This is a genomic window from Clostridium sp. AF36-4 (assembly GCF_003435975.1).
In the GTDB taxonomy this organism is placed as follows: Bacteria; Bacillota; Clostridia; order Lachnospirales; family Lachnospiraceae; genus Eubacterium_F.
Genome location: NZ_QTVH01000011.1, coordinates 21,610 through 39,696, shown reverse-complemented (window position 1 = coordinate 39,696; position 18,087 = coordinate 21,610). Strand labels below are relative to the sequence as shown.

At 41.7% G+C, this 18,087-nt stretch carries 21 protein-coding genes; 17 read left to right on the top strand and 4 right to left on the bottom strand.

Going from position 1 to position 18,087, the window contains the following annotated elements; translation table 11 throughout:
• Positions 1–7 precede the first annotated feature (7 nt).
• From DW005_RS07600 to DW005_RS07580, 5 genes are all read left to right on the top strand, one after another.
• Positions 8–1,543, top strand: coding sequence for a glycosyl hydrolase (locus DW005_RS07600; protein WP_117478790.1), 1,536 nt, complete (start codon positions 8–10; stop codon positions 1,541–1,543).
• A gap of 57 nt (positions 1,544–1,600) precedes the next feature.
• The gene (locus tag DW005_RS07595; protein WP_117478789.1) at positions 1,601–1,882 is read left to right on the top strand and encodes a DUF4190 domain-containing protein; all 282 of its coding nucleotides are present in this window, start codon (positions 1,601–1,603) and stop codon (positions 1,880–1,882) included.
• 28 nt (positions 1,883–1,910) lie between these two features.
• Positions 1,911–2,264: a DUF4190 domain-containing protein gene (locus DW005_RS07590; RefSeq protein WP_117478788.1), complete on the top strand. Its 354-nt coding sequence runs from the start codon at positions 1,911–1,913 to the stop codon at positions 2,262–2,264.
• Positions 2,265–2,463: 199 nt separating this feature from the next.
• On the top strand, positions 2,464–2,712 hold the full coding sequence (locus tag DW005_RS07585) for a type II toxin-antitoxin system Phd/YefM family antitoxin (protein WP_117478787.1): 249 nt from the start codon (positions 2,464–2,466) through the stop codon (positions 2,710–2,712).
• 4 nt (positions 2,713–2,716) lie between these two features.
• Positions 2,717–3,013, top strand: a complete 297-nt coding sequence (locus DW005_RS07580; RefSeq protein ID WP_117478786.1) for a Txe/YoeB family addiction module toxin — start codon at positions 2,717–2,719, stop codon at positions 3,011–3,013.
• On the opposite strand, the gene DW005_RS07575 is transcribed toward DW005_RS07580, so the two are convergent.
• Positions 2,995–3,483 (bottom strand): DUF2752 domain-containing protein, encoded by a 489-nt coding sequence (locus tag DW005_RS07575; RefSeq protein ID WP_242989387.1) that lies wholly within the window; start codon positions 3,481–3,483, stop codon positions 2,995–2,997. The two genes, DW005_RS07580 and DW005_RS07575, sit on opposite strands and share 19 nt — an antisense overlap.
• A gap of 177 nt (positions 3,484–3,660) precedes the next feature.
• Between DW005_RS07575 and DW005_RS07570 the strand changes: the two genes are divergently transcribed.
• Together DW005_RS07570 and DW005_RS07565 are read left to right on the top strand one after the other, a co-directional pair.
• Positions 3,661–4,026 carry a BlaI/MecI/CopY family transcriptional regulator gene (locus DW005_RS07570; protein WP_117478785.1) on the top strand — a complete coding sequence of 122 codons (366 nt, stop codon included), beginning with the start codon at positions 3,661–3,663 and terminating at the stop codon, positions 4,024–4,026.
• 14 nt (positions 4,027–4,040) lie between these two features.
• The gene (locus DW005_RS07565) at positions 4,041–5,588 is read left to right on the top strand and encodes a M56 family metallopeptidase (RefSeq protein WP_117478784.1); all 1,548 of its coding nucleotides are present in this window, start codon (positions 4,041–4,043) and stop codon (positions 5,586–5,588) included.
• Positions 5,589–5,600: 12 nt separating this feature from the next.
• Here DW005_RS07565 and DW005_RS13805 read toward each other — a convergent pair whose 3' ends face one another.
• Both DW005_RS13805 and DW005_RS13800 read right to left on the bottom strand, forming a co-directional pair.
• Positions 5,601–5,753, bottom strand: coding sequence for a hypothetical protein (locus tag DW005_RS13805; protein ID WP_181974978.1), 153 nt, complete (start codon positions 5,751–5,753; stop codon positions 5,601–5,603).
• A 72-nt stretch (positions 5,754–5,825) separates the two neighbouring features.
• The gene (locus tag DW005_RS13800; protein WP_022377556.1) at positions 5,826–6,002 is read right to left on the bottom strand and encodes a hypothetical protein; all 177 of its coding nucleotides are present in this window, start codon (positions 6,000–6,002) and stop codon (positions 5,826–5,828) included.
• 212 nt (positions 6,003–6,214) lie between these two features.
• Between DW005_RS13800 and DW005_RS07560 the strand changes: the two genes are divergently transcribed.
• From DW005_RS07560 to rnfB, 10 genes are all read left to right on the top strand, one after another.
• Complete coding sequence (locus DW005_RS07560) at positions 6,215–7,177, top strand: L-lactate dehydrogenase (protein WP_117478783.1); 963 nt, start codon at positions 6,215–6,217, stop codon at positions 7,175–7,177.
• A 181-nt stretch (positions 7,178–7,358) separates the two neighbouring features.
• On the top strand, positions 7,359–9,008 hold the full coding sequence (locus DW005_RS07555; RefSeq protein ID WP_117478782.1) for a Na/Pi cotransporter family protein: 1,650 nt from the start codon (positions 7,359–7,361) through the stop codon (positions 9,006–9,008).
• A 109-nt stretch (positions 9,009–9,117) separates the two neighbouring features.
• On the top strand, positions 9,118–11,772 hold the full coding sequence (locus DW005_RS07550) for an endo-1,4-beta-xylanase (protein WP_117478781.1): 2,655 nt from the start codon (positions 9,118–9,120) through the stop codon (positions 11,770–11,772).
• A 79-nt stretch (positions 11,773–11,851) separates the two neighbouring features.
• A complete protein-coding gene (gene spoIIID / locus DW005_RS07545) occupies positions 11,852–12,157 on the top strand; it encodes a sporulation transcriptional regulator SpoIIID (protein ID WP_022377560.1) in 306 nt (101 codons plus the stop codon).
• Between the two features lie 174 nt (positions 12,158–12,331).
• A complete protein-coding gene (gene rsxC, locus DW005_RS07540) occupies positions 12,332–13,654 on the top strand; it encodes an electron transport complex subunit RsxC (protein WP_022377561.1) in 1,323 nt (440 codons plus the stop codon).
• Between the two features lie 51 nt (positions 13,655–13,705).
• Positions 13,706–14,695 carry an RnfABCDGE type electron transport complex subunit D gene (locus tag DW005_RS07535; protein ID WP_117478780.1) on the top strand — a complete coding sequence of 330 codons (990 nt, stop codon included), beginning with the start codon at positions 13,706–13,708 and terminating at the stop codon, positions 14,693–14,695.
• A complete protein-coding gene (locus tag DW005_RS07530; RefSeq protein ID WP_117478779.1) occupies positions 14,688–15,341 on the top strand; it encodes an FMN-binding protein in 654 nt (217 codons plus the stop codon). Before DW005_RS07535 ends, DW005_RS07530 begins: the two co-directional genes overlap by 8 nt.
• Positions 15,334–15,981, top strand: coding sequence for an electron transport complex subunit E (locus DW005_RS07525; protein ID WP_117478778.1), 648 nt, complete (start codon positions 15,334–15,336; stop codon positions 15,979–15,981). The genes DW005_RS07530 and DW005_RS07525 overlap by 8 nt, the downstream gene beginning before the upstream one ends.
• On the top strand, positions 15,978–16,553 hold the full coding sequence (locus tag DW005_RS07520; RefSeq protein ID WP_117478777.1) for an RnfABCDGE type electron transport complex subunit A: 576 nt from the start codon (positions 15,978–15,980) through the stop codon (positions 16,551–16,553). Before DW005_RS07525 ends, DW005_RS07520 begins: the two co-directional genes overlap by 4 nt.
• A 17-nt stretch (positions 16,554–16,570) precedes the next feature.
• Positions 16,571–17,365 (top strand): RnfABCDGE type electron transport complex subunit B, encoded by a 795-nt coding sequence (rnfB, locus tag DW005_RS07515; RefSeq protein WP_117478776.1) that lies wholly within the window; start codon positions 16,571–16,573, stop codon positions 17,363–17,365.
• A gap of 21 nt (positions 17,366–17,386) precedes the next feature.
• On the opposite strand, the gene DW005_RS07510 is transcribed toward rnfB, so the two are convergent.
• On the bottom strand, positions 17,387–18,067 hold the full coding sequence (locus DW005_RS07510) for an Ig-like domain-containing protein (RefSeq protein ID WP_181974977.1): 681 nt from the start codon (positions 18,065–18,067) through the stop codon (positions 17,387–17,389).
• Positions 18,068–18,087 lie beyond the last annotated feature (20 nt).

The window sequence follows — 18,087 nt, the reverse complement described above, 5'->3', positions numbered from 1 at the left end:
GGATACTATGGAAAAATATGAAGTTTATGAAAATGAACCGGTCATGTTTCACAACCGCGCATTTTCCTGTATCGGAACAGGACGCATGGATTTGGCACTTCACAAAGAATATTTAGACCAGTTAGCACTGGTCCAGAAAAAGATTGGATTTGACTATATCCGTGGTCATGGACTTTTCTGTAAGGACATGGCAATTTATCAGGAATTTATTACGCCGGATGGTTCCGTGAAAGAAGAATACAATTTTACTTATTTGGATATGGTGATGGATGCTTATCAGGATTTGAAAATCCGTCCATTTATTGAGCTTGGTTTTATGCCGGAACAAATGGCAAGCGGCGAAGAGACGGTATTTTACTGGAAGGGTAATATTACGCCCCCGGCGGATTATAATAAGTGGGCGCGCCTTGTGCAGAACACGCTTCGTCATCTTATGCAGCGTTATGGGGAAAATGAGGTTTTGCTGTGGCCGATTGAAGTCTGGAATGAGCCGAATCTGCCGGGGTTTTGGAAAGATGCTGACAGACAGGAATATTTTCATTTATATGAAGTTACGGCAAAGGCAGTGAAAGAAGTGGATGAAAGACTTCTGGTTGGCGGACCGGCGATTTGCGGTGTTGATGATGTATCGTGGCTGCAGGATTTTCTTGATTATGTAAAGGAGAAAAAACTGCCGCTTGACTTTGTGTCGCGGCATCATTATACAAGTTATGTGCCGGATCGGGTAGGACATTATGGCTATATTGATTTACATGATCCGGACGATGCATTTTCTGGATTGGAAAAATCGCGTGAAATTGTGGACAGTTATGAGGAGTTTGCCGGCAAAGATATTCATATCACAGAATATAACACGTCGTATATTCCGAATGCACCGGTACACGATACCTGTTATAACGCTGCGTATGTGGCGCATATGCTGTCGAGACTTGGGGATTGCCACACGTCGTATTCGTATTGGACATTTGGCGATGTGTTTGAGGAACTGGGGGTTCCGTTTACTCCGTTTCATGGTGGATTTGGACTGGTAGCAAATGGCTGTATTCCAAAGCCGACGTTTTGGACATTTGCTTTTTATAAAAGATTAACCGGTACCTGCATTCACCGCTCTGAGGATTCGCTTATTACAAAGCAGAAAGATGGCAGTTATTATGGTGTTATCTGGAATCCGGACAATGATGGAAAAGGCGAGAAGAAGGAAGTCACTTATACCATTCATCTGCCGGAAAATTATGAACGACAAGAATACTGCAATCTTGTAAAAATTGTAGATGAAGAGCATGGCAATCCACTGAAAGTCTGGCACGACCTTGGGGAGCCGGCAAATCCATCGAAAGATGAGGTGAGTTTGCTGCGTGAAGTGGCGAAGCCATGGATTACAACCCAGACGGTAAAAGCGGAGAATGACTGCTTGGAAATTTCATTCTGTTTGGAGAAAAATGCGGTTGCAGCATTTGAATTGAAACCGGTCGAGAGGCAGCAGGACACAGGGTATGATTATGAACGTGTGATTTCGCAGAAGGTTAAGAAAGATACTCCTTGACAAGGAAACGGAAATTCGGTTACACTTGAAATAAATAAACGATAAGGAGGAGAAAAAATGGATGAACAGATGAATAATAATGGCTACCAGAGTCAGCCGAATCCGATGCCAAATCAGAATAAGGACAATTATGCAGTTGCTATTTTGGTTCTTGGTATAGTATCAATTTGCTGTTGTGCTCCTTGTGGTATCGTGGCATTGGCACTGCGCGCATCAAGCATAAATGATATTTCACCGGAGAAGCAGGGCATGGTAACAGCTGGTTTTGTAACTAGTATTATCGGCATTTGCTTGTGGGGAATTGGACTGATTGCAAGAATTATTATGATAGTTCTTTAAGTACATCACAGTTTATAAGGAGGAAAAAATGGACGAACAGATGAATAATAATGGCTACCAGTATCAGCCGAATCCTAGTCCGATGCCAAATCCGAATAAAGATGGTATCGCTATTGCGGTTTTGGTGCTTGGTATTGTTTCGATTTGTTTTTGCTGCGTCGCTTGGGGAGTAATCAGTCTTGCGTGCGCCATTGTATCATTGGTATTGTATTCACGTAATAAGACGATGTTTTCGCCTCAGAAAAAGGGCATGGCAACAGCAGGATTTATTACATCGATTATTGGCTGTGTGCTTGGTGCGATTGTACTTGCAGTTTGTGTGGTTGCATTTTGTACAGCAGCATCCGCGTACTCTTACTCTACATATAAGATGTTTTTGTAGAATTGATAATATGTAGTAATTGAAACATCCCTTTTTGAGAAAAGAGGGGTGTTTCTTTGTTATAAGTTAAATCCATACTTGACGTACGCGAAAGCGTACGCTATAATATAAATGACATAAAAAATATAATGAATAATAAAAGTACAAATCGTTAAATATGATAACGTAGAACAAATGGATAATAACAAGGAGAATTATTATGTCAGCAATTAATATTACAAATGCAAGAAAGGAACTCTACAATCTGGTAGAAAATGTGAACCTTTATAGTGAACCAACTTTAATTGTGAGTAAAAAAGGAAATGCGGTTCTTGTTTCTGAGAGTGATTGGAATGCAATACAGGAAACAGTATATCTTAACTCAATTCCGGGGATGGTTGAATCCATAAGAACAGGGTTGGAAACATCGATAGAGGATTGTGTGCCAGAGGAAGATGTAGAATGGTAAACGCATGTACAAAATTGTATACACAAAACAGGCAGTAAAAGATATTAAAAATTTAAAAAGTGTACACCTTGATGAAAAGGCGAAAATTCTTATTGATGTTATAAGAGAAAACCCGTTTCAGAATCCGCCACCATTTGAGGCTCTTATGGGAAATTTACAGGGAGCTTATTCGAGACGGATTAATATTCAGCATAGACTAGTGTATGAAGTGTGTAAAAATCCAGTTTTGATTGATGAGGTTGAGTATGAGGGAACCATCAAGATTATCAGAATGTGGACGCATTATGATAAAATCAGATAAGCCTTAACCCACAATTCATAACCAAATCGCAGTACACCAAAACCAAGGAAAATCCAAACAAGTACATAAAGGATATTCGCGCTTAGGTGCATACCGCGAAAATGAGAAAAATGATGAAGAAAACATCCCTTTTTGAAAAGAGAGGGGTGTTTCTTTTTTATGCCATTTATGAGTAATGCCAGTGTATGAGAAAGGACAAAGGCGGTATAGATAAGGGCACAGTAAAAGATTGCCGGTTGAAGTTTTAAACTGGTGAGTAAGTCACCACGAAGCAGAGCGGAAACCGCACGTGTACTGCCACAGCCGGGACAGGAAAAACCGGTCAAAGCATGGAACATACAAGGTGGAAAAATCTTAGTAGGAATAAAAATCCCTGCCTGATACAAAAGGGAAAGACCAAGCATAATAGGAAGAAGTGCCAGACTAATGCGGTAGCATATTTGGGTTGATGATAATTTCCTTTTTGCCATGTCTGCTTCCTCCTTTTGTATTGTGTGGGGCTTTTGCTGCTCTGATAACACATTATTTTAGCACGTGAAAAAGAGAGTTGCAACAAATTCTATTGTTAAAAAAGAGTGTTGACAAAACAGGTCTATTGTTATAGACTAAACACAAGGTTTATAGTTGTAGACCAAAAGGAGGCTGTAATGGAACAATTAAAATTATGCGACAGTGATTACCGTTTTATGTCAATTGTATGGGACTATGCACCCATTCCCTCTGGCAAACTTGTGAAATTATGCAATGAAATACTTGGTTGGAAAAAGTCTACGACATATACAACGATTAAAAAAATGTCAGAAAAAGGTTACATTAAAAATGAAAATGCATTTGTGACGGTATTGATTTCTAAAGAGCGGGTGCAGAGAGATGAATCCGATTATTTTGTCGAGCGGACATTTGGAGGTTCTCTTCCAAATTTTCTTACTGCTTTTCTGGGTGGAAAGAAAATTTCTGCGGAGGAGGCACAAAAAATTAAAGATATTATTGACCGTTATAGTGATGAAAAATAGCAGAAAGGGAGGAAATGATGATAAGGGATATTTTTGAGAAAATTCTTTTCATGGGAAGTCAGGCAGTTCCTGTCATTGTGATTGTTTTTGCTTTGCGGATTTTACTATACCGCTTTCATAAAAAATATTTGTATTTTTTATGGCTTTTAGTGGCGGTACGTCTAGTGGTGCCGGTATCCATTACTTCGCCGATGAGTATGTTCCGTTTGTTTGAGTCGATTCCGATGCCGGGGCAGTCAACAGTTGTTACGGAGAAAGAGCAATTGTCGGAAGTACCAGCAGGCAGGACGACCATAAAAGAAAAGCCGACATCGGGAAATGAAAAACAAACGGAGCGGATAAAGTCAGATGCCACAGGTGACTTTTTTGTAACGAATGCCGGAAACAATTCTGACTGGGAAAATATTTGGCAGATTTTCTTATATGTATGGTTTGCGGGAATGGCAGTTTTTCTGGTGTGGAATTTTTTCTCGTTCATACAAATGCAAAGACGAACGAAAAAGGCGGTGCGGTTAGAAGATAACATATGGGAGTGTGAAAATATTTCTTCCCCTTTTGTTGTGGGGGTATTTCGACCGAAAATTTATCTTCCTTTCCGATTGCCGGAGGAAGAAAAAGATTTTATTTTGTGTCATGAAAAACATCACATTGCAAGAAAAGACAATTGGATTCAATTATTTGCCTTTTTCCTTGTGTGCATCTATTGGTTTCATCCGCTTGTCTGGCTTTCGTATTTTGCCATGATTCGAGATATGGAAATGAGCTGTGACGAGTATGTGATGAGTAAAAGTGGCAAAGATATTCGTGCCGTTTATGGAAGAGCACTTTTGGGATTTGCCATGAATAAAAGAATTTTAGCGGCAGGGTCACTTTGCTTTGGCGAGTCGGGTGTAAGAAGGAGGGTAAAGAATATTATGACATATCGAAAAAATAAAAAATGGATGGGCACAGTAGCAGTGGTTGTTTTTCTGCTGGCAGGCTGTTCGTGTCTGACCGATGCTGTGGGACAGCAGGATACAAAAGATGCAGCCCAAACGGAAAGTGTTAGTGAAAAGGAAAAATACACAAAGTCATTAGCAAAGGCAGAAATAAAGGGTGTAACGGTAGAGGTAATGTATGCTTCTCAGAAAAAAATCGAAAACAATCCGAAATCAATGTATTATGAGGATGGCGAGTTTTATATACAAACGAAAAAAGAAAATGATATTCTGGATACGATGAAATTAACGAAAGAACGGTTTGGGGTGGAAAATAAAATAGCATTCACACCGGAATTTTCATTGCAGATAAGTGATTATGATAAGGATGGAGAGAACAACGACTTTTCACTGGGACAGGGGCAGACACCGGTTACTGAACTTGGAAACTGGATGAATTATGCATTTTTTGGCATAGGGGAAAATGGCAGCATAAAACAGTATTTGCTGGGGAAAAATAAAACACCGTATATCGCTACCATTCCCGGTGGATATTCAAAGGTATTTGATAGGAAGAAAAAGAACATTTTATATTATTCCTTGGAAAAGGCTGAAGTCGCATCAACATATATTGCACTGTCCTAAATATAATAAGAATCATTCCTTCCTTTTGGGCACATCTCTTGGTGGCTCAAAATCAGAAATGTCGTCATAATCCGATTCGGTCTCGGCTATGTCGTCCTCGAAGAAATCGTCATAGTCGTCACAGGAATAATCCGTATTTTTTGATTTCATTTTATCTTTTTTCATAAGAATCCCTCCATGAGAAATACTATTTCCTATGGAGGGTATTATTATACTCATAATCTAAAATTTTGCTTTTTATAAGGTCAAATCTTCAACATTAATACCCATGGAAGATAATTTTGCCGTGGTTGTTTTGATTTGATAATCAAGCTCTTCGTTTGGGGTGTCATTGTTTGCTTTTTTAATGCGTTGTAAATCTGTGTACTTGTCAATGAGTATGGTAATTAATTCCTTATCTGTCATTTCATCCATCCTTTCACCGCCTTTCCTAATAAAAATAGTATAGCGGATTTGGTTTATATTTACAAGTCATAAGTATAACAGAATAACATAGATAAAATAAGTGTCGTCTGTCCGATAAAACCACATCGAAACGAATAAAAAAACAATTTATGGGCATAACACAGAATAGAAAATCAGTGGCAGATGGCTTATGGATTTATTATGTAAAAATGGAGGGTGTTATGTCAGAGAAGTGTGAATGTGTCAATGTCAGAAAAGTAGTAATTGTCGGCTGCGGTTTTGTTGGCTCGGCGTCAGCGTTTGCGCTTATGCAAAGCGGACTTTTTTCGGAAATGGTATTGATTGATGTGGATAAAGACCGTGCGGAAGGTGAGGCAATGGATATCAGCCATGGTGCCTCTTTTGCCGGTCCAATGAAAATATATGCGGGCGGATATGAAGATGTAGGTGATGCGGCAATTATCGTAATTACGGCGGGTGCCAATCAGAAGCCAAATGAAACAAGGCTTGATTTGGTTCAGAAAAATGCCAAAATAATGACAGATGTTGTGACACAGATAAAAGAACAGGAGTACAAGGGAATTTTACTCATTGTCTCAAACCCGGTTGACATTATGACGCAGGTTGCGATGGAAGTGAGCGGATTCCCGGAATACCGTGTGTTCGGTTCAGGAACCGTGTTAGATTCTGCGAGACTTCGGTATCATCTGGGGCAGCATTTAGGAGTTGACAGCCGGAGCGTGCATGCCTTTGTAATCGGCGAGCATGGTGACAGTGAAATTGCGGCGTGGAGCAGTGCCAATGTGTCGGGCGTTCCGTTAAATTCTTTTTGTGAAATGCGGGGGCATTATAATCACGAAGGAAATACCGAGAGCATTGAGGAACAGGTGAAAAACAGCGCCTATGAGATTATAGCCAAAAAAGACGCCACATATTATGGAATTGCGATGGTGGTAAAGCGGATTTGTCAGGCAATTGTGCGGGATGAAAAATCGATTTTCCCAATTTCACTCCGTATGCATGGCGAGTATGCCCTGGAGGATGTTGTACTGAGTATGCCGGCAATTGTCGGAGCAAGAGGAATTGAGACAACGATTCCGATTTCGCTGGATGAAAAAGAGGTTTCAAAACTTCATGAATCTGCAGAAATGCTGCGGGGAACAAGGAAAGAAATTCGGCGATGAATTCCTTTTGTTTGCAGGTACAAGAGATTTTGCTCCTTGAGTGCCCCGCCCGTGCAAGTATAAAAAAACAATAAAGTTATTGAGTTAAGCCTCTAACAATGATATATTAGTTGTTAGGGGCTTTACATGGATACACATAAATTTTACATGACTTTACAAATTGTAGAGAGAGGATAATGAAATGTCTATATGGAATGTGATTAATTTGGCGGGTGGCCTTGCAATGTTCATCTTTGGTATGAACCTGATGAGCGATGGTTTGAAGTTGGTAGCAGGCTCTTATTTAAAGAAAATTTTGGAAAAACTGACGCAGAATCGCATCATTGCTATGGTTGTAGGTGCTGGTTTGACTGCCTTGATTCAGAGTTCCAACGCCATGTGTGTCATGGTGGTTGGTTTTGTGAATGCCGGTATGATGCAGTTAGAGCGTTCGGTTGGAATATTGATGGGTGCAAAGATTGGTACAACGATTACCGGTCAGTTGATTGCCTTTAATATTTCTGAAATAGCACCGGTCATTGCTTTTATCGGTGTGGCGATTACGATGTTTTCTAAAAAACCAAAAGTGAAAAATGTAGGGCAGATTATCGCGAGTCTTGGTGTATTGTTCATTGGACTTGGTACAATGAGCGCAGCAATGAAGCCATTAGCAGGCGAGATTTGGTTCCAGAGTTTGCTGCAAAAGTTTTCTAATCCGATTTTGTGCGTTATTATCGGTGTTATTTTCACCGTTATTATTCAGAGTGCATCGGCATCGGTCGGTGTTTTGCAGATGTTGGCACTCAGTGGTGTTATGGCATTCCCGGGTGCCTTTCCACAGGCATTTTACATTATGCTCGGTATGAATATTGGTGCGAGTGTTGCACCGGCACTTGCTTCCCTTGGTGGACGCAAAGATGCTAAACGTGTGGCATTTATTGTTGTTTTGTTTGAAAGTATCGGTATGGTACTGTTTATGGTGCTTACGCAGATTTTCCCGGTTATCTTCGACTGGATTTTGAATACGGCACCGGGAAATCCGACCAGACAGATTGCCAATGCCAATACGATTTTCAACCTTGTGACAGTAGCAATTCTTTTGCCATGTGCGAAATATCTGGTTAAAATTTCTGAATTTGTCATTCGCGGTGAGGATGACAAAGAAGAAGCAGCACTTCATTATATTGATGAATCCGGTTATCAGTCCGGTACGGTTTTGATTGGACAGATTGACCAGGAAGTCGGAAGAATGCATTCTTTGGTTCGTGAAAATATGGAAGCTTCGACAAAAGTCTATTTTGGAAGTATGACGATTTCCAAAGAGCAGTTCGAGAGAAATGAGGAAGCAGTGGACTTTTTGAATAAAGAAATCGTGGCAGCGCTGATTCGTACAAACCAGCTTGGAGTTTCTGAGAAAGAAGCGACCCATGCCGGTAATCTGTATCATATTGTGACGGATTTGGAGCGTATCGGCGACCATGCGGAAAATGTTCTCGGATATGCACTGCAGATGAAAGAGGACAAGCGTAAGTTCTCTGATAAGGCGTTGAAGAACTTGAAGGAATTGTCACAAGCAGTTTATAAGATTTATGATTTGGCATGTGAGCATTTCTCAAATCCAAGCGAAGAATTGTACCGCGTTATTTATGATTTGGAAGCGGATATTGATAAGATGGTTGACAAGATGCGTGCATCCAACAGTAAGCGCTTGAGCAAAATGAAATGTGAAGCGGTTCAGGGCTTGTACTTTAATGAGATTTTAGTGGACTTGGAGCGTGTGGCGGATCACTCATTAAATATCGCGCAGGCAGCGAAAAAATATGAAATTTATGATGAAGATGAAGATTTATAAAGATGTCTAAAAATGTAGTCTTTTGCTAGGATAATACATTGCGTTATTGCCTCCTTGTTTCGTATAATATCCATAATGATGGATGTTATGAAACAAGGAGGTTTTTGTTATGAAGCAGATAACAAAAAGAGTTGTGGCGTTTTTTGCGGCGATGGGGCTGATGGTTTCCGGACTTTCACTGAATGAGCCTGCGTCAGCCGATGCAAAGGCAAAAGCAAAAGTAAAATCAGTAACAATTAAAAATGTAAAAAAGAAGCTGACATTGAAAAAAGGAGATTCTTTCAAACTGAAAGTATCCGTTAAAGTTAAGCCCAATAAGGCGAAGTATAAAAAGGTGACATACAAATCGTCAAAGAAAAAGGTAGTAAAAGTTTCGTCAAAGGGAAAACTTACTGCCTGTCAGGCGGGTACGGCCAAAATTACCGTGCGGTCAAAGACGAATAAAAAGAAAAAGGCTGTTCTCACGATTGTGGTAAAGAAAGCTCAGCCAGAGAAGAAAACACAGAATGTAACGGTGGCACCGACAGCAAATTCGACGGCGGGCGCGACAACAAAACCGACAAATGGCACAGAAGAAACGCCATCGCCGACCGACAAGGCGACAGCGGCTCCGACGGCAAAACCGACGGAAACTCCCGTACCGGATGGCACCAGCACATTGATGCGAAAGCCATTTGCGGCTCAGGCTGAAGTGGGACAGAAGCTTTCAGAGGTTGCGATTTCTAGTGGAGAGATTGCGGACAGCAATGGAGAAAAAATCTCTGGCTCCTACGAGTGGGAACAGCCGGATGCCGTATTAAAGCAAATGGGGAAAAGCCATGCGACAGCAAAGTTTGTTCCAAAAGACAGTTCTTTTGAGGAGATTAAAGGAATTTCACTTCCGGTTTATACGGTAAAGAAGGCGGTAGTTGTTAAGACAAAGCCAAAATATACGGGAGCCGTGACCGGGAAAAAATTGAGTGCGGTTACACTTTCCGGTGGAAAAGTAACCGATGCAGACGGTGTGACGGTGGCAGGAAAATTCTCATTTGCCAATCCGGAACTTATGCTTACAAGTCCGGGCAAAAAAGACTATATGGTAGTATTTACACCAAGTGATAAGGAAACATATAGAGAAGCATCTATTTATCTAAATATTTCCGTGACAGGGACAGCGGTTGCGAGCACAACAGCGGATAAAAAATTAGATTTGTCCGGTGGTATCTGGAAAAATGAAAATGCGTACAATGGTCTGTGGTCCGGCAGTATTTATAATTTGACATCCTATTTGTCGGGAATTGATATGACAAAGTATTCTACCGTTACGGTTACGGCAGAGGTATATGATAAAAATGGTGTCGAGATTTCGGATACTTCCGGAAATTTGGTTGGATTTAAGCTGGCCAATAAAGATGGTGACTGGGCCGGATTTTCGGATGCTTATGTAAATCGTACAGCGGAACTTTCACTTGCAGGATACGCAGGCGGTGATTTATATCTTGTGGTACAGAATGCGCAGGCATCAGTTGGTTATATTGAGATTTTGTCTGTAACTCTGGGAAATGGTGAAATTACAAACATTGTGGACGGAAGTTCTTTGAAACGAGCTTATGGTGATATGTTTGGCAAAGTGGGAAATGCGATTGGCAGTTATGAAATGAATAATTCCGGAAATATGAGTTTTGTTGCATCCCAGCACAATTCCATTACTATGGGAAATGAGATGAAACCGGATTACTTGCTTGGCAGTACAAAGGCTACGTTGTCGAACACAAATCCGGATGGATATGTAGACACCGCTAAATTTACCTACAAGTATAAGGATACAACCTATCCGATTATTAATATGGATTCCATTGATAACTGTTTAAACACCGCTTATAAAAACGGACTTAAAATGCGCTACCATGTGTTTGTGTGGCATAAGCAGACACCGCAGTGGTTCTTTAAGGAAAATTTCAGTAAGTCGGGTGCATACGTTTCGAAAGATGTTATGGATGGACGCTTGGAGTATTTAGTGCGTAATGTTATGACTCATATTTACACATATCAAAACGCGGATGGTGTTTATGTGGGACGAGAGGTAATTGATAACTGGGATATTGCCAATGAGTATTTGCACAATAACGATGGCGGCACAAAGAGTTACTGGGATGAAGTTTATTATCCGGAATATACGTATAATAAAAATAAGCATAGCGGCATTCTCACCCCTGTGTATATCAAGGAAGCATTTGCAATTGGACATTCGATTCTTGAAGATTTTGGACTTACGGATGATGTGAGTCTGCTTTGCAATGAGTATAATACCTATCAGGTGAGTGACAAAATGGTCAAGATGATTCAGTATTTTAATACGAAAGATGAGGTAAATAAAACCGGCGAAATCATCTGTGACGGTGTTGGCATGCAGACACATTTGGACATGGGATATCCGGCAATTGAGGATATTGGTACCAATGCGATTGATGTCTTTAAAGCGGCAGGTATTGAAATTCAGTTGACTGAGATGGACTTGACGGACAAGGTGCAGAGTGAAACCTCACAGATTAATCAAATTGCTAAATGGTATAATCTTATGATGCTTTTGATGACGGAAAAGGACAGTGGTGCGAAAATTACCGGCATTGTCTGGTGGGGAATGAGTGATAAGTATTCCTGGCGAAGTGAGGGAGTTCCTCTTTTGTTTAGTGATTACTGGAAAGCAAAAGAGCATTATTTTCAGGTGATTGAGGCCATTTCTTCCTATAATCAGGGAGATTCTGAATGGCAGATTTATGTATAGGAACGCCTTGCTCTAAATAGACGAATAATCCCCCTCTTTGGTGCATAGATTATACAAACACCAAATCAGGGGGATTTTTTTGAAAGGATATCATATTCAAAAAACACCGATTGAAGAGCGTGCGGTGGCGATTGCTGAATATATTGTAAAGAATAAGGCAACCGTACGGCAGGCGGCAGGCCAGTTTGGCGTGAGCAAGAGTACGGTACATAAAGATGTAACGGAGCGGTTACTTAGGATTAATCCTTCCCTTGCTGCAAAAGCAAGGAAAATACTTGATGTAAATAAATCCGAACGGCATATCCGCGGGGGGATGGCGACAAAGGAAAAATACAGCCATCTTCATGCAGAAAGACAGATGTTTCCGGGAAATCGAATGAGTTAATAAAACGGCGTTGGTCCGGTCTATCCGGGGTGGCGCTGTTTTTACATATTCAAACGGTAAAAAAAGGAAAAAATGTGTACAAACTTTGAAAATTGAGACGATAACTTGTCATTTTTGTCGAATGTGCTATAATGATAAATATGTATCAAAAACTCGGTAAAGGAGGAAGTTTCATTGGGACAGTCAACCTTTAAAGGGGGAGCACATCCTTATGAGGGCAAGGAACTCAGCATGGATTCTCCGATTCGTGAAATGGATGCGAAGGAGGAACTTGTATTTCCTATGAGCCAGCATATTGGAGCCCCGGCAACACCTGTCGTAGCTGTTGGTGATACAGTGAAGATGGGACAGATTATTGGCGAAGCAAGTGGTTTTATTTCCGCCAACATTGTAAGTTCTGTATCCGGTGAGGTCAAAGCCGTAGAGCCAAGACTTTTGTCATCGGGAGCAAAAGCAACCTGCGTTGTAATTGCAAATGATGGGGAATATCAGCCGGTTGAAGGACTTGGCGCAGACAGGGATTACACCCAGTTGACAAAGGAGGAAATCCGTCAGATTATCAAAGATGCCGGCATTGTCGGTATGGGAGGAGCCGGATTCCCGACAAACGTTAAAGTTACGCCGAAAAATGAAGAAGAAATTGATTATGTCATTGTAAACGGAGCAGAGTGTGAGCCGTATCTGACTTCGGATTACCGCTTGATGTTAGAGCGTCCGGAGGATTTGATTCAGGGACTTCACGTTGTATTATCTTTGTTTGACAATGCAAAAGGTGTCATTGCCATCGAGGATAACAAACCGGAGGCAATTGCAAAACTTCAGTATCTCACGGATTCCGATCCGGATATTGAGGTAAAGGTATTAAAAACAAAATATCCACAGGGAGCAGAGCGTCAGGTGATTTATGTAACGACCGGACGTAAGATTAACTCCAAAATGCTGCCGGCTGATGCAGGCTGTATCGTGGATAATGTACAGACGGTACTTGCTATTTATGATGCCGTATGTAAGACAACACCGTCGATGAGCCGCGTGGTAACACTGACCGGTGATGCGATGGCAGAACCACAGAACTATAAAGTCAAATTTGGTATGAGCCATGCCGAGCTGTTAGAAGAAGCAGGCGGACTCAAAGAAAATGCGAAGAAACTGATTTCCGGCGGCCCGATGATGGGTATGGCAATGTATGATTTGAACACGCCGATTACGAAAACAAGTTCTTCCATTTTGGCAATGAGCGAGGATGAAGTTGAAAAATTTGAGCCGACGAATTGTATTCGATGCGGCCGTTGCGCGACGGTATGTCCGAGCCACTTGGTGCCACAGATGATGGCACAGGCTGCTGAGCGCAATGATTTGGATTACTTCCAGAAGCTTAATGGTATGGAATGTTATGAATGTGGTACTTGTACATTTGTTTGTCCGGCGAAGAGACGCCTGACACAGATTTTCAAACAGGCAAGACGTGCGGTTATGGACCAGAACAGAAAAAAATAAGCATGTTTAGCCATGAAAATATGCTGCAAAAGCAGCAGAATGGAGGAAACAATGGAAGAGAAATTATGGAACGTTTCTTCATCTCCTCATGTACGTGACCATTCTTCTACGCAGTCCATCATGAGAGATGTCGTAATTGCCTTATTGCCGGCTACCATCATTGGTATTTATAATTTCCGGTTAAGTGCAGTATTAGTAATTTTAACCTGCTGTGTATCCTGTATGTTGGCAGAATACATCTGGCAGAGATTGATGAAACAGAAGGTAACAACAAATGACTTTAGTGCCCTTTTGACCGGCTTATTGTTAGCATTGAATCTGCCGGCTACGATGGGAAATCCAAAGTATCTGTGGATGTGTGTTCTTGGCAGTGTATTTGCCATTATCGTTGTGAAACAGTTATTCGGAGGACTGGGTCAGAACTTCATGAACCCGGCACTTGGCGGCCGCTGCTTTTTGATGTTGTCATTCAGTAGCGTCATGACAAGTTTTACGGTAAAAGAAGGAAGTAACTGGTTATACGGTATTTCCGTTGACGCAGCAAGTTCTGCCACACCGCTTATGGATGTTAAAGAAGGCGGTTACCCAAGTCTTTTGAAGATGTTTTTGGGAACAACGACAGGAACCATTGGTGAGACATCGACAGCAGCACTTTTGCTTGGTGCCATTTACCTTTTGCTCCGTCGTGTTATCGACTGGAAAATCCCGGTTATTTACATCGCAACATTTGCCGTATTTGACATTTTGTATATGGTTATTGCCGGTGCGGCTGCTTATCCGCTTTTGTATGAACTCTGCGGTGGCGGCTTGATGCTTGGTGCATTCTTTATGGCAACCGATTACGTGACGAGTCCGATTACTTCAAAGGGTAAAGTGATTTATGCAATTTTACTTGGTCTTTTGACCGGCTTGTTCCGATTCTTCGGTGAGTCCGCAGAAGGTGTATCCTTTGCCATCATTATCGGCAACTTGTTTGTACCATTGATTGAACGCTATACCGTTCCAAAGGCATTTGGAAAGGAGGGCAAAGCAAATGGATAAGAAAAGCAGTATGATGAAGGACGCCATTATCTTATGTGCGATTACCCTGATTCTCGGTGCCGTGTTGGCAGGTGTTTATATGCTGACAAAGGACCCGATTGACAATGCTCAGAAAAAAACAAATAACGAAGCCTGCGCTGTTGTTGTCGCACAGGGAGATTCCGTAAAGGATAACGATGCAGAAGCGGTATCCGGCGCGGCTGCTTATTTAAGTAAGCATGACCTTTCAAATGCAGAAGTAAAAGAAGGCGATTTGCTTTCTGAATATGTAGAGATTACCGAAGTACATCCAACGGCAAATGGCGGAAAAGTATATCTTGCCAACGCACTCAAAGGATATGGTGGTAAAATCAGTTTTGCTCTTGGTGTAGATGCACAGAGTGCGATTACCGGTATTCAGATTACCAGTGAGAGCGAGACCGCAGGTCTTGGTGCGAACTGTGAAAACGATGAGTTTAAGGCACGTTTCAAAGGAATCAAAGCACCGGAGAGCACATCGGAAGAAATGTATAATAAAAATGAGACAACAGATACCCAGGTACAGGCATTATCGGGCGCTACGGTTACTTCCCGTGCGATTACGAGAGCGGTAAAGGGAATCTTGTTCTATGATGCATCCGGAAAGGAGGCTGGTCAGTATGAGTAAAAATGTTTGTGGCGAGCGCCTTATTAACGGTATCGTTAAAGAAAACCCTACGTTTGTCATGATGCTTGGTATGTGTCCGACTTTGGCGGTTACATCCTCGGCCATGAATGGTCTGGGCATGGGATTATCGACAACGGTTGTATTGATTTTATCCAATATGCTGATTTCAGCATTGCGTAAGATTATACCGGATAAAGTTCGTATTCCGGCATTTATCGTAATTGTAGCATCGTTTGTAACGATTGTTCAGCTGCTTTTGCAGGCGTACATTCCATTTTTGTACTCGGCACTTGGTGTTTACATTCCGTTGATTGTAGTAAACTGTATCATCTTAGGACGTGCCGAAGCCTATGCTTCCAAAAATCCGGTTATTGCATCAGCATTTGACGGAATTGGTATGGGTCTTGGATTTACGATGGGATTAACGCTGATTGGTATTTTCAGAGAAATCCTTGGAAGTGGTTCCATTTTTGGATTCACAATCCTTCCAAGCGCAGTAAATATCTCAATTTTTGTTATGGCTCCCGGCGCATTCTTTGTTCTGGCAGGACTTACTGCCCTTCAGAATAAACTGAAAATGCCGAGCGCAACAAACAAAGAAGAAGAGGACGAGGAAGAAAAGGAGGTTGAAAACGCATGAGTATTTTTACCATTCTTTTTACGGCGGCACTTGTGAATAACTTCGTATTGAGTCAGTTCCTTGGCATTTGTCCGTTCCTTGGTGTATCCAAGAAAGTGGAAACCGCTGCCGGTATGGGCGGTGCAGTTGTATTCGTAATTACGATTGCCTCCTTTATTACCAGTTTATTGTATAACTTCCTGCTTTTGCCAAATGATTTGGTATATTTAAATACTATCGTATTTATTTTGGTAATTGCAGCTTTGGTTCAGTTCGTTGAGATGGTATTGAAAAAAATGATGCCGGCTCTGTATCGGTCACTTGGTGTATACCTTCCGCTGATTACGACAAACTGTGCGGTACTTGGTGTGGCACTGCTCAGCGTACAGAACAACTATGGCGTACTGGCTAGTACCGTAAATGGTATTGGTGCATCACTTGGTTTCCTCCTTGCGATTGTACTGATGGCTGGTATTCGCGAGAAACTTGAAAATTGTAACATTCCGAGCGTACTGAAAGGAACACCGATTGTGCTGGTAACGGCAGGTTTGATGGCGATTGCTTTCTGTGGTTTCGGCGGCGTTAGCTTTTAGGAAAGGAGGAACTTGAAATGACAGTATTTATTTTCTCAGTAGTTCTCCTTGCGGTGCTTGGTATCCTGATTGGTATTCTTCTTGGGGTAGCAGGTAAGGTATTTGCCGTAGAGACCGATGAAAGAGTTGAAAAAGTACGTGAGTGTCTGCCGGGAAATAACTGTGGTGGCTGTGGTTATCCGGGTTGTGATGGTTTGGCAGAGGCGATTGTAGCCGGGGATGCACCGGTAAATGGCTGTCCGGTCGGTGGAGCACCGGTAGCCGGCAAGATTGCAGAAATTCTTGGTGTGGAAGCCGGAAGTTCGGAAAAACAGGTAGCATTTGTAAAATGTGCCGGAACTTGTGATGTGGCAGCAAATAAATATCACTATGTTGGTGAGATGGACTGCCGCCGTGCGGCGATGGTACCGGGACGTGGTGAAAAGGCATGTTCATATGGCTGCCTTGGCCTTGGTTCTTGTGTGGAAGTCTGTCAGTTTGATGCATTATCCATTCAGAATGGAGTTGCTAAAGTAGACCGTGACAAATGCGTTGCCTGCGGTCAGTGTGTAGCAACTTGTCCAAATCATGTGATAGATTTGATTCCATATTCTTCTGCTTATGCGGTACAGTGTAGTTCGAAGGATAAAGGTAAAGCAGTTATGGAAGTCTGTCAGTCCGGCTGTATCGGTTGTGGACTTTGCGTAAGACAGTGTGAATTTGGCGCCGTAACATTGGAAGACAATATTGCCGTAATTGATGGCACAAAGTGTCAGGGCTGTGGAAAATGTGCGGAAAAATGTCCAAAGAAAATTATTCGTCCACAGAAATAAAAAGAAAAGATAGAAAAGAAGCTACAGAGCGTCAGCCGATTGATAGGCGGTGCTCTGCAGCTTCTTTTTTTCGTAGTACTTTTTTGGCTTTGTACTTGAAGTTGTGCTGTCCGGAAGTACGGTTACGATGCATGATGCCGTTAAATTACGTGAAAGTAAGGTGGTAGTGATTGTTACTGTACCGGGAGAAACTCCCATTACTACACCGCGGGAATTTACAATGGCAATACTTTCATCGGAACTTTCAAACACCGGTCTTTCGGCAGAAGTATTTGGTTTAATAATGGTTTCAAGTCTCGTTCTCTGGGAGAGAAGAACAGAAACCTGATTTTTCATAAATTTAATACTTACTGCATTTGGTGAAACACGAACCCGGCATTTGAGTGTGCGGACTACTTTTTTCCTTTTTTTGACAGTAACGGTAATGACCGAAGAACCAACGGCAAGGGCAGATACACTGGCATATCTGGCATTTTGCGTTTCGGTATTTACTGTTGCAATCGAAGGTTTTGAGGAAGTGAAAGTAATCTTATGCTTCTTTTTTGCGTTATAAACGCGAAGCGAAAAGGTGTTTCCAACAGTCATATTTAATTTTTTCATGTTCAGCTTTGGCTTTTTTCCTGCGGCGAAAGAAGTGCCAGCCGGTAAAACCATACTGACTAGAAGTACAAATACCAAAAGAGAGGTAAACTTTTTCTTCATGAAAAGGCTCCTTTCCATTG

Excerpts from the sequence above, each read along its gene's own strand:
- DW005_RS07565 (WP_117478784.1), top strand. The coding sequence starts at position 4,041 with ATGATGATAAGGGATATTTTTGAGAAAATTCTTTTCATGGGAAGTCAG.
- DW005_RS07575 (WP_242989387.1), bottom strand. The coding sequence starts at position 3,483 with ATGGCAAAAAGGAAATTATCATCAACCCAAATATGCTACCGCATTAGT.
- DW005_RS07520 (WP_117478777.1), top strand. The coding sequence starts at position 15,978 with ATGAGTATTTTTACCATTCTTTTTACGGCGGCACTTGTGAATAACTTC.
- DW005_RS07600 (WP_117478790.1), top strand. The coding sequence starts at position 8 with ATGGAAAAATATGAAGTTTATGAAAATGAACCGGTCATGTTTCACAAC.
- DW005_RS07560 (WP_117478783.1), top strand. The coding sequence starts at position 6,215 with ATGTCAGAGAAGTGTGAATGTGTCAATGTCAGAAAAGTAGTAATTGTC.
- DW005_RS07525 (WP_117478778.1), top strand. The coding sequence starts at position 15,334 with ATGAGTAAAAATGTTTGTGGCGAGCGCCTTATTAACGGTATCGTTAAA.
- DW005_RS07570 (WP_117478785.1), top strand. The coding sequence starts at position 3,661 with ATGGAACAATTAAAATTATGCGACAGTGATTACCGTTTTATGTCAATT.
- DW005_RS13805 (WP_181974978.1), bottom strand. The coding sequence starts at position 5,753 with ATGAAAAAAGATAAAATGAAATCAAAAAATACGGATTATTCCTGTGAC.
- DW005_RS07535 (WP_117478780.1), top strand. The coding sequence starts at position 13,706 with ATGGAAGAGAAATTATGGAACGTTTCTTCATCTCCTCATGTACGTGAC.
- DW005_RS07580 (WP_117478786.1), top strand. The coding sequence starts at position 2,717 with ATGTACAAAATTGTATACACAAAACAGGCAGTAAAAGATATTAAAAAT.
- DW005_RS07590 (WP_117478788.1), top strand. The coding sequence starts at position 1,911 with ATGGACGAACAGATGAATAATAATGGCTACCAGTATCAGCCGAATCCT.
- DW005_RS07530 (WP_117478779.1), top strand. The coding sequence starts at position 14,688 with ATGGATAAGAAAAGCAGTATGATGAAGGACGCCATTATCTTATGTGCG.
- DW005_RS07585 (WP_117478787.1), top strand. The coding sequence starts at position 2,464 with ATGTCAGCAATTAATATTACAAATGCAAGAAAGGAACTCTACAATCTG.
- rnfB (WP_117478776.1), top strand. The coding sequence starts at position 16,571 with ATGACAGTATTTATTTTCTCAGTAGTTCTCCTTGCGGTGCTTGGTATC.
- DW005_RS07510 (WP_181974977.1), bottom strand. The coding sequence starts at position 18,067 with ATGAAGAAAAAGTTTACCTCTCTTTTGGTATTTGTACTTCTAGTCAGT.
- DW005_RS13800 (WP_022377556.1), bottom strand. The coding sequence starts at position 6,002 with ATGGATGAAATGACAGATAAGGAATTAATTACCATACTCATTGACAAG.
- DW005_RS07555 (WP_117478782.1), top strand. The coding sequence starts at position 7,359 with ATGTCTATATGGAATGTGATTAATTTGGCGGGTGGCCTTGCAATGTTC.
- DW005_RS07550 (WP_117478781.1), top strand. The coding sequence starts at position 9,118 with ATGAAGCAGATAACAAAAAGAGTTGTGGCGTTTTTTGCGGCGATGGGG.
- DW005_RS07595 (WP_117478789.1), top strand. The coding sequence starts at position 1,601 with ATGGATGAACAGATGAATAATAATGGCTACCAGAGTCAGCCGAATCCG.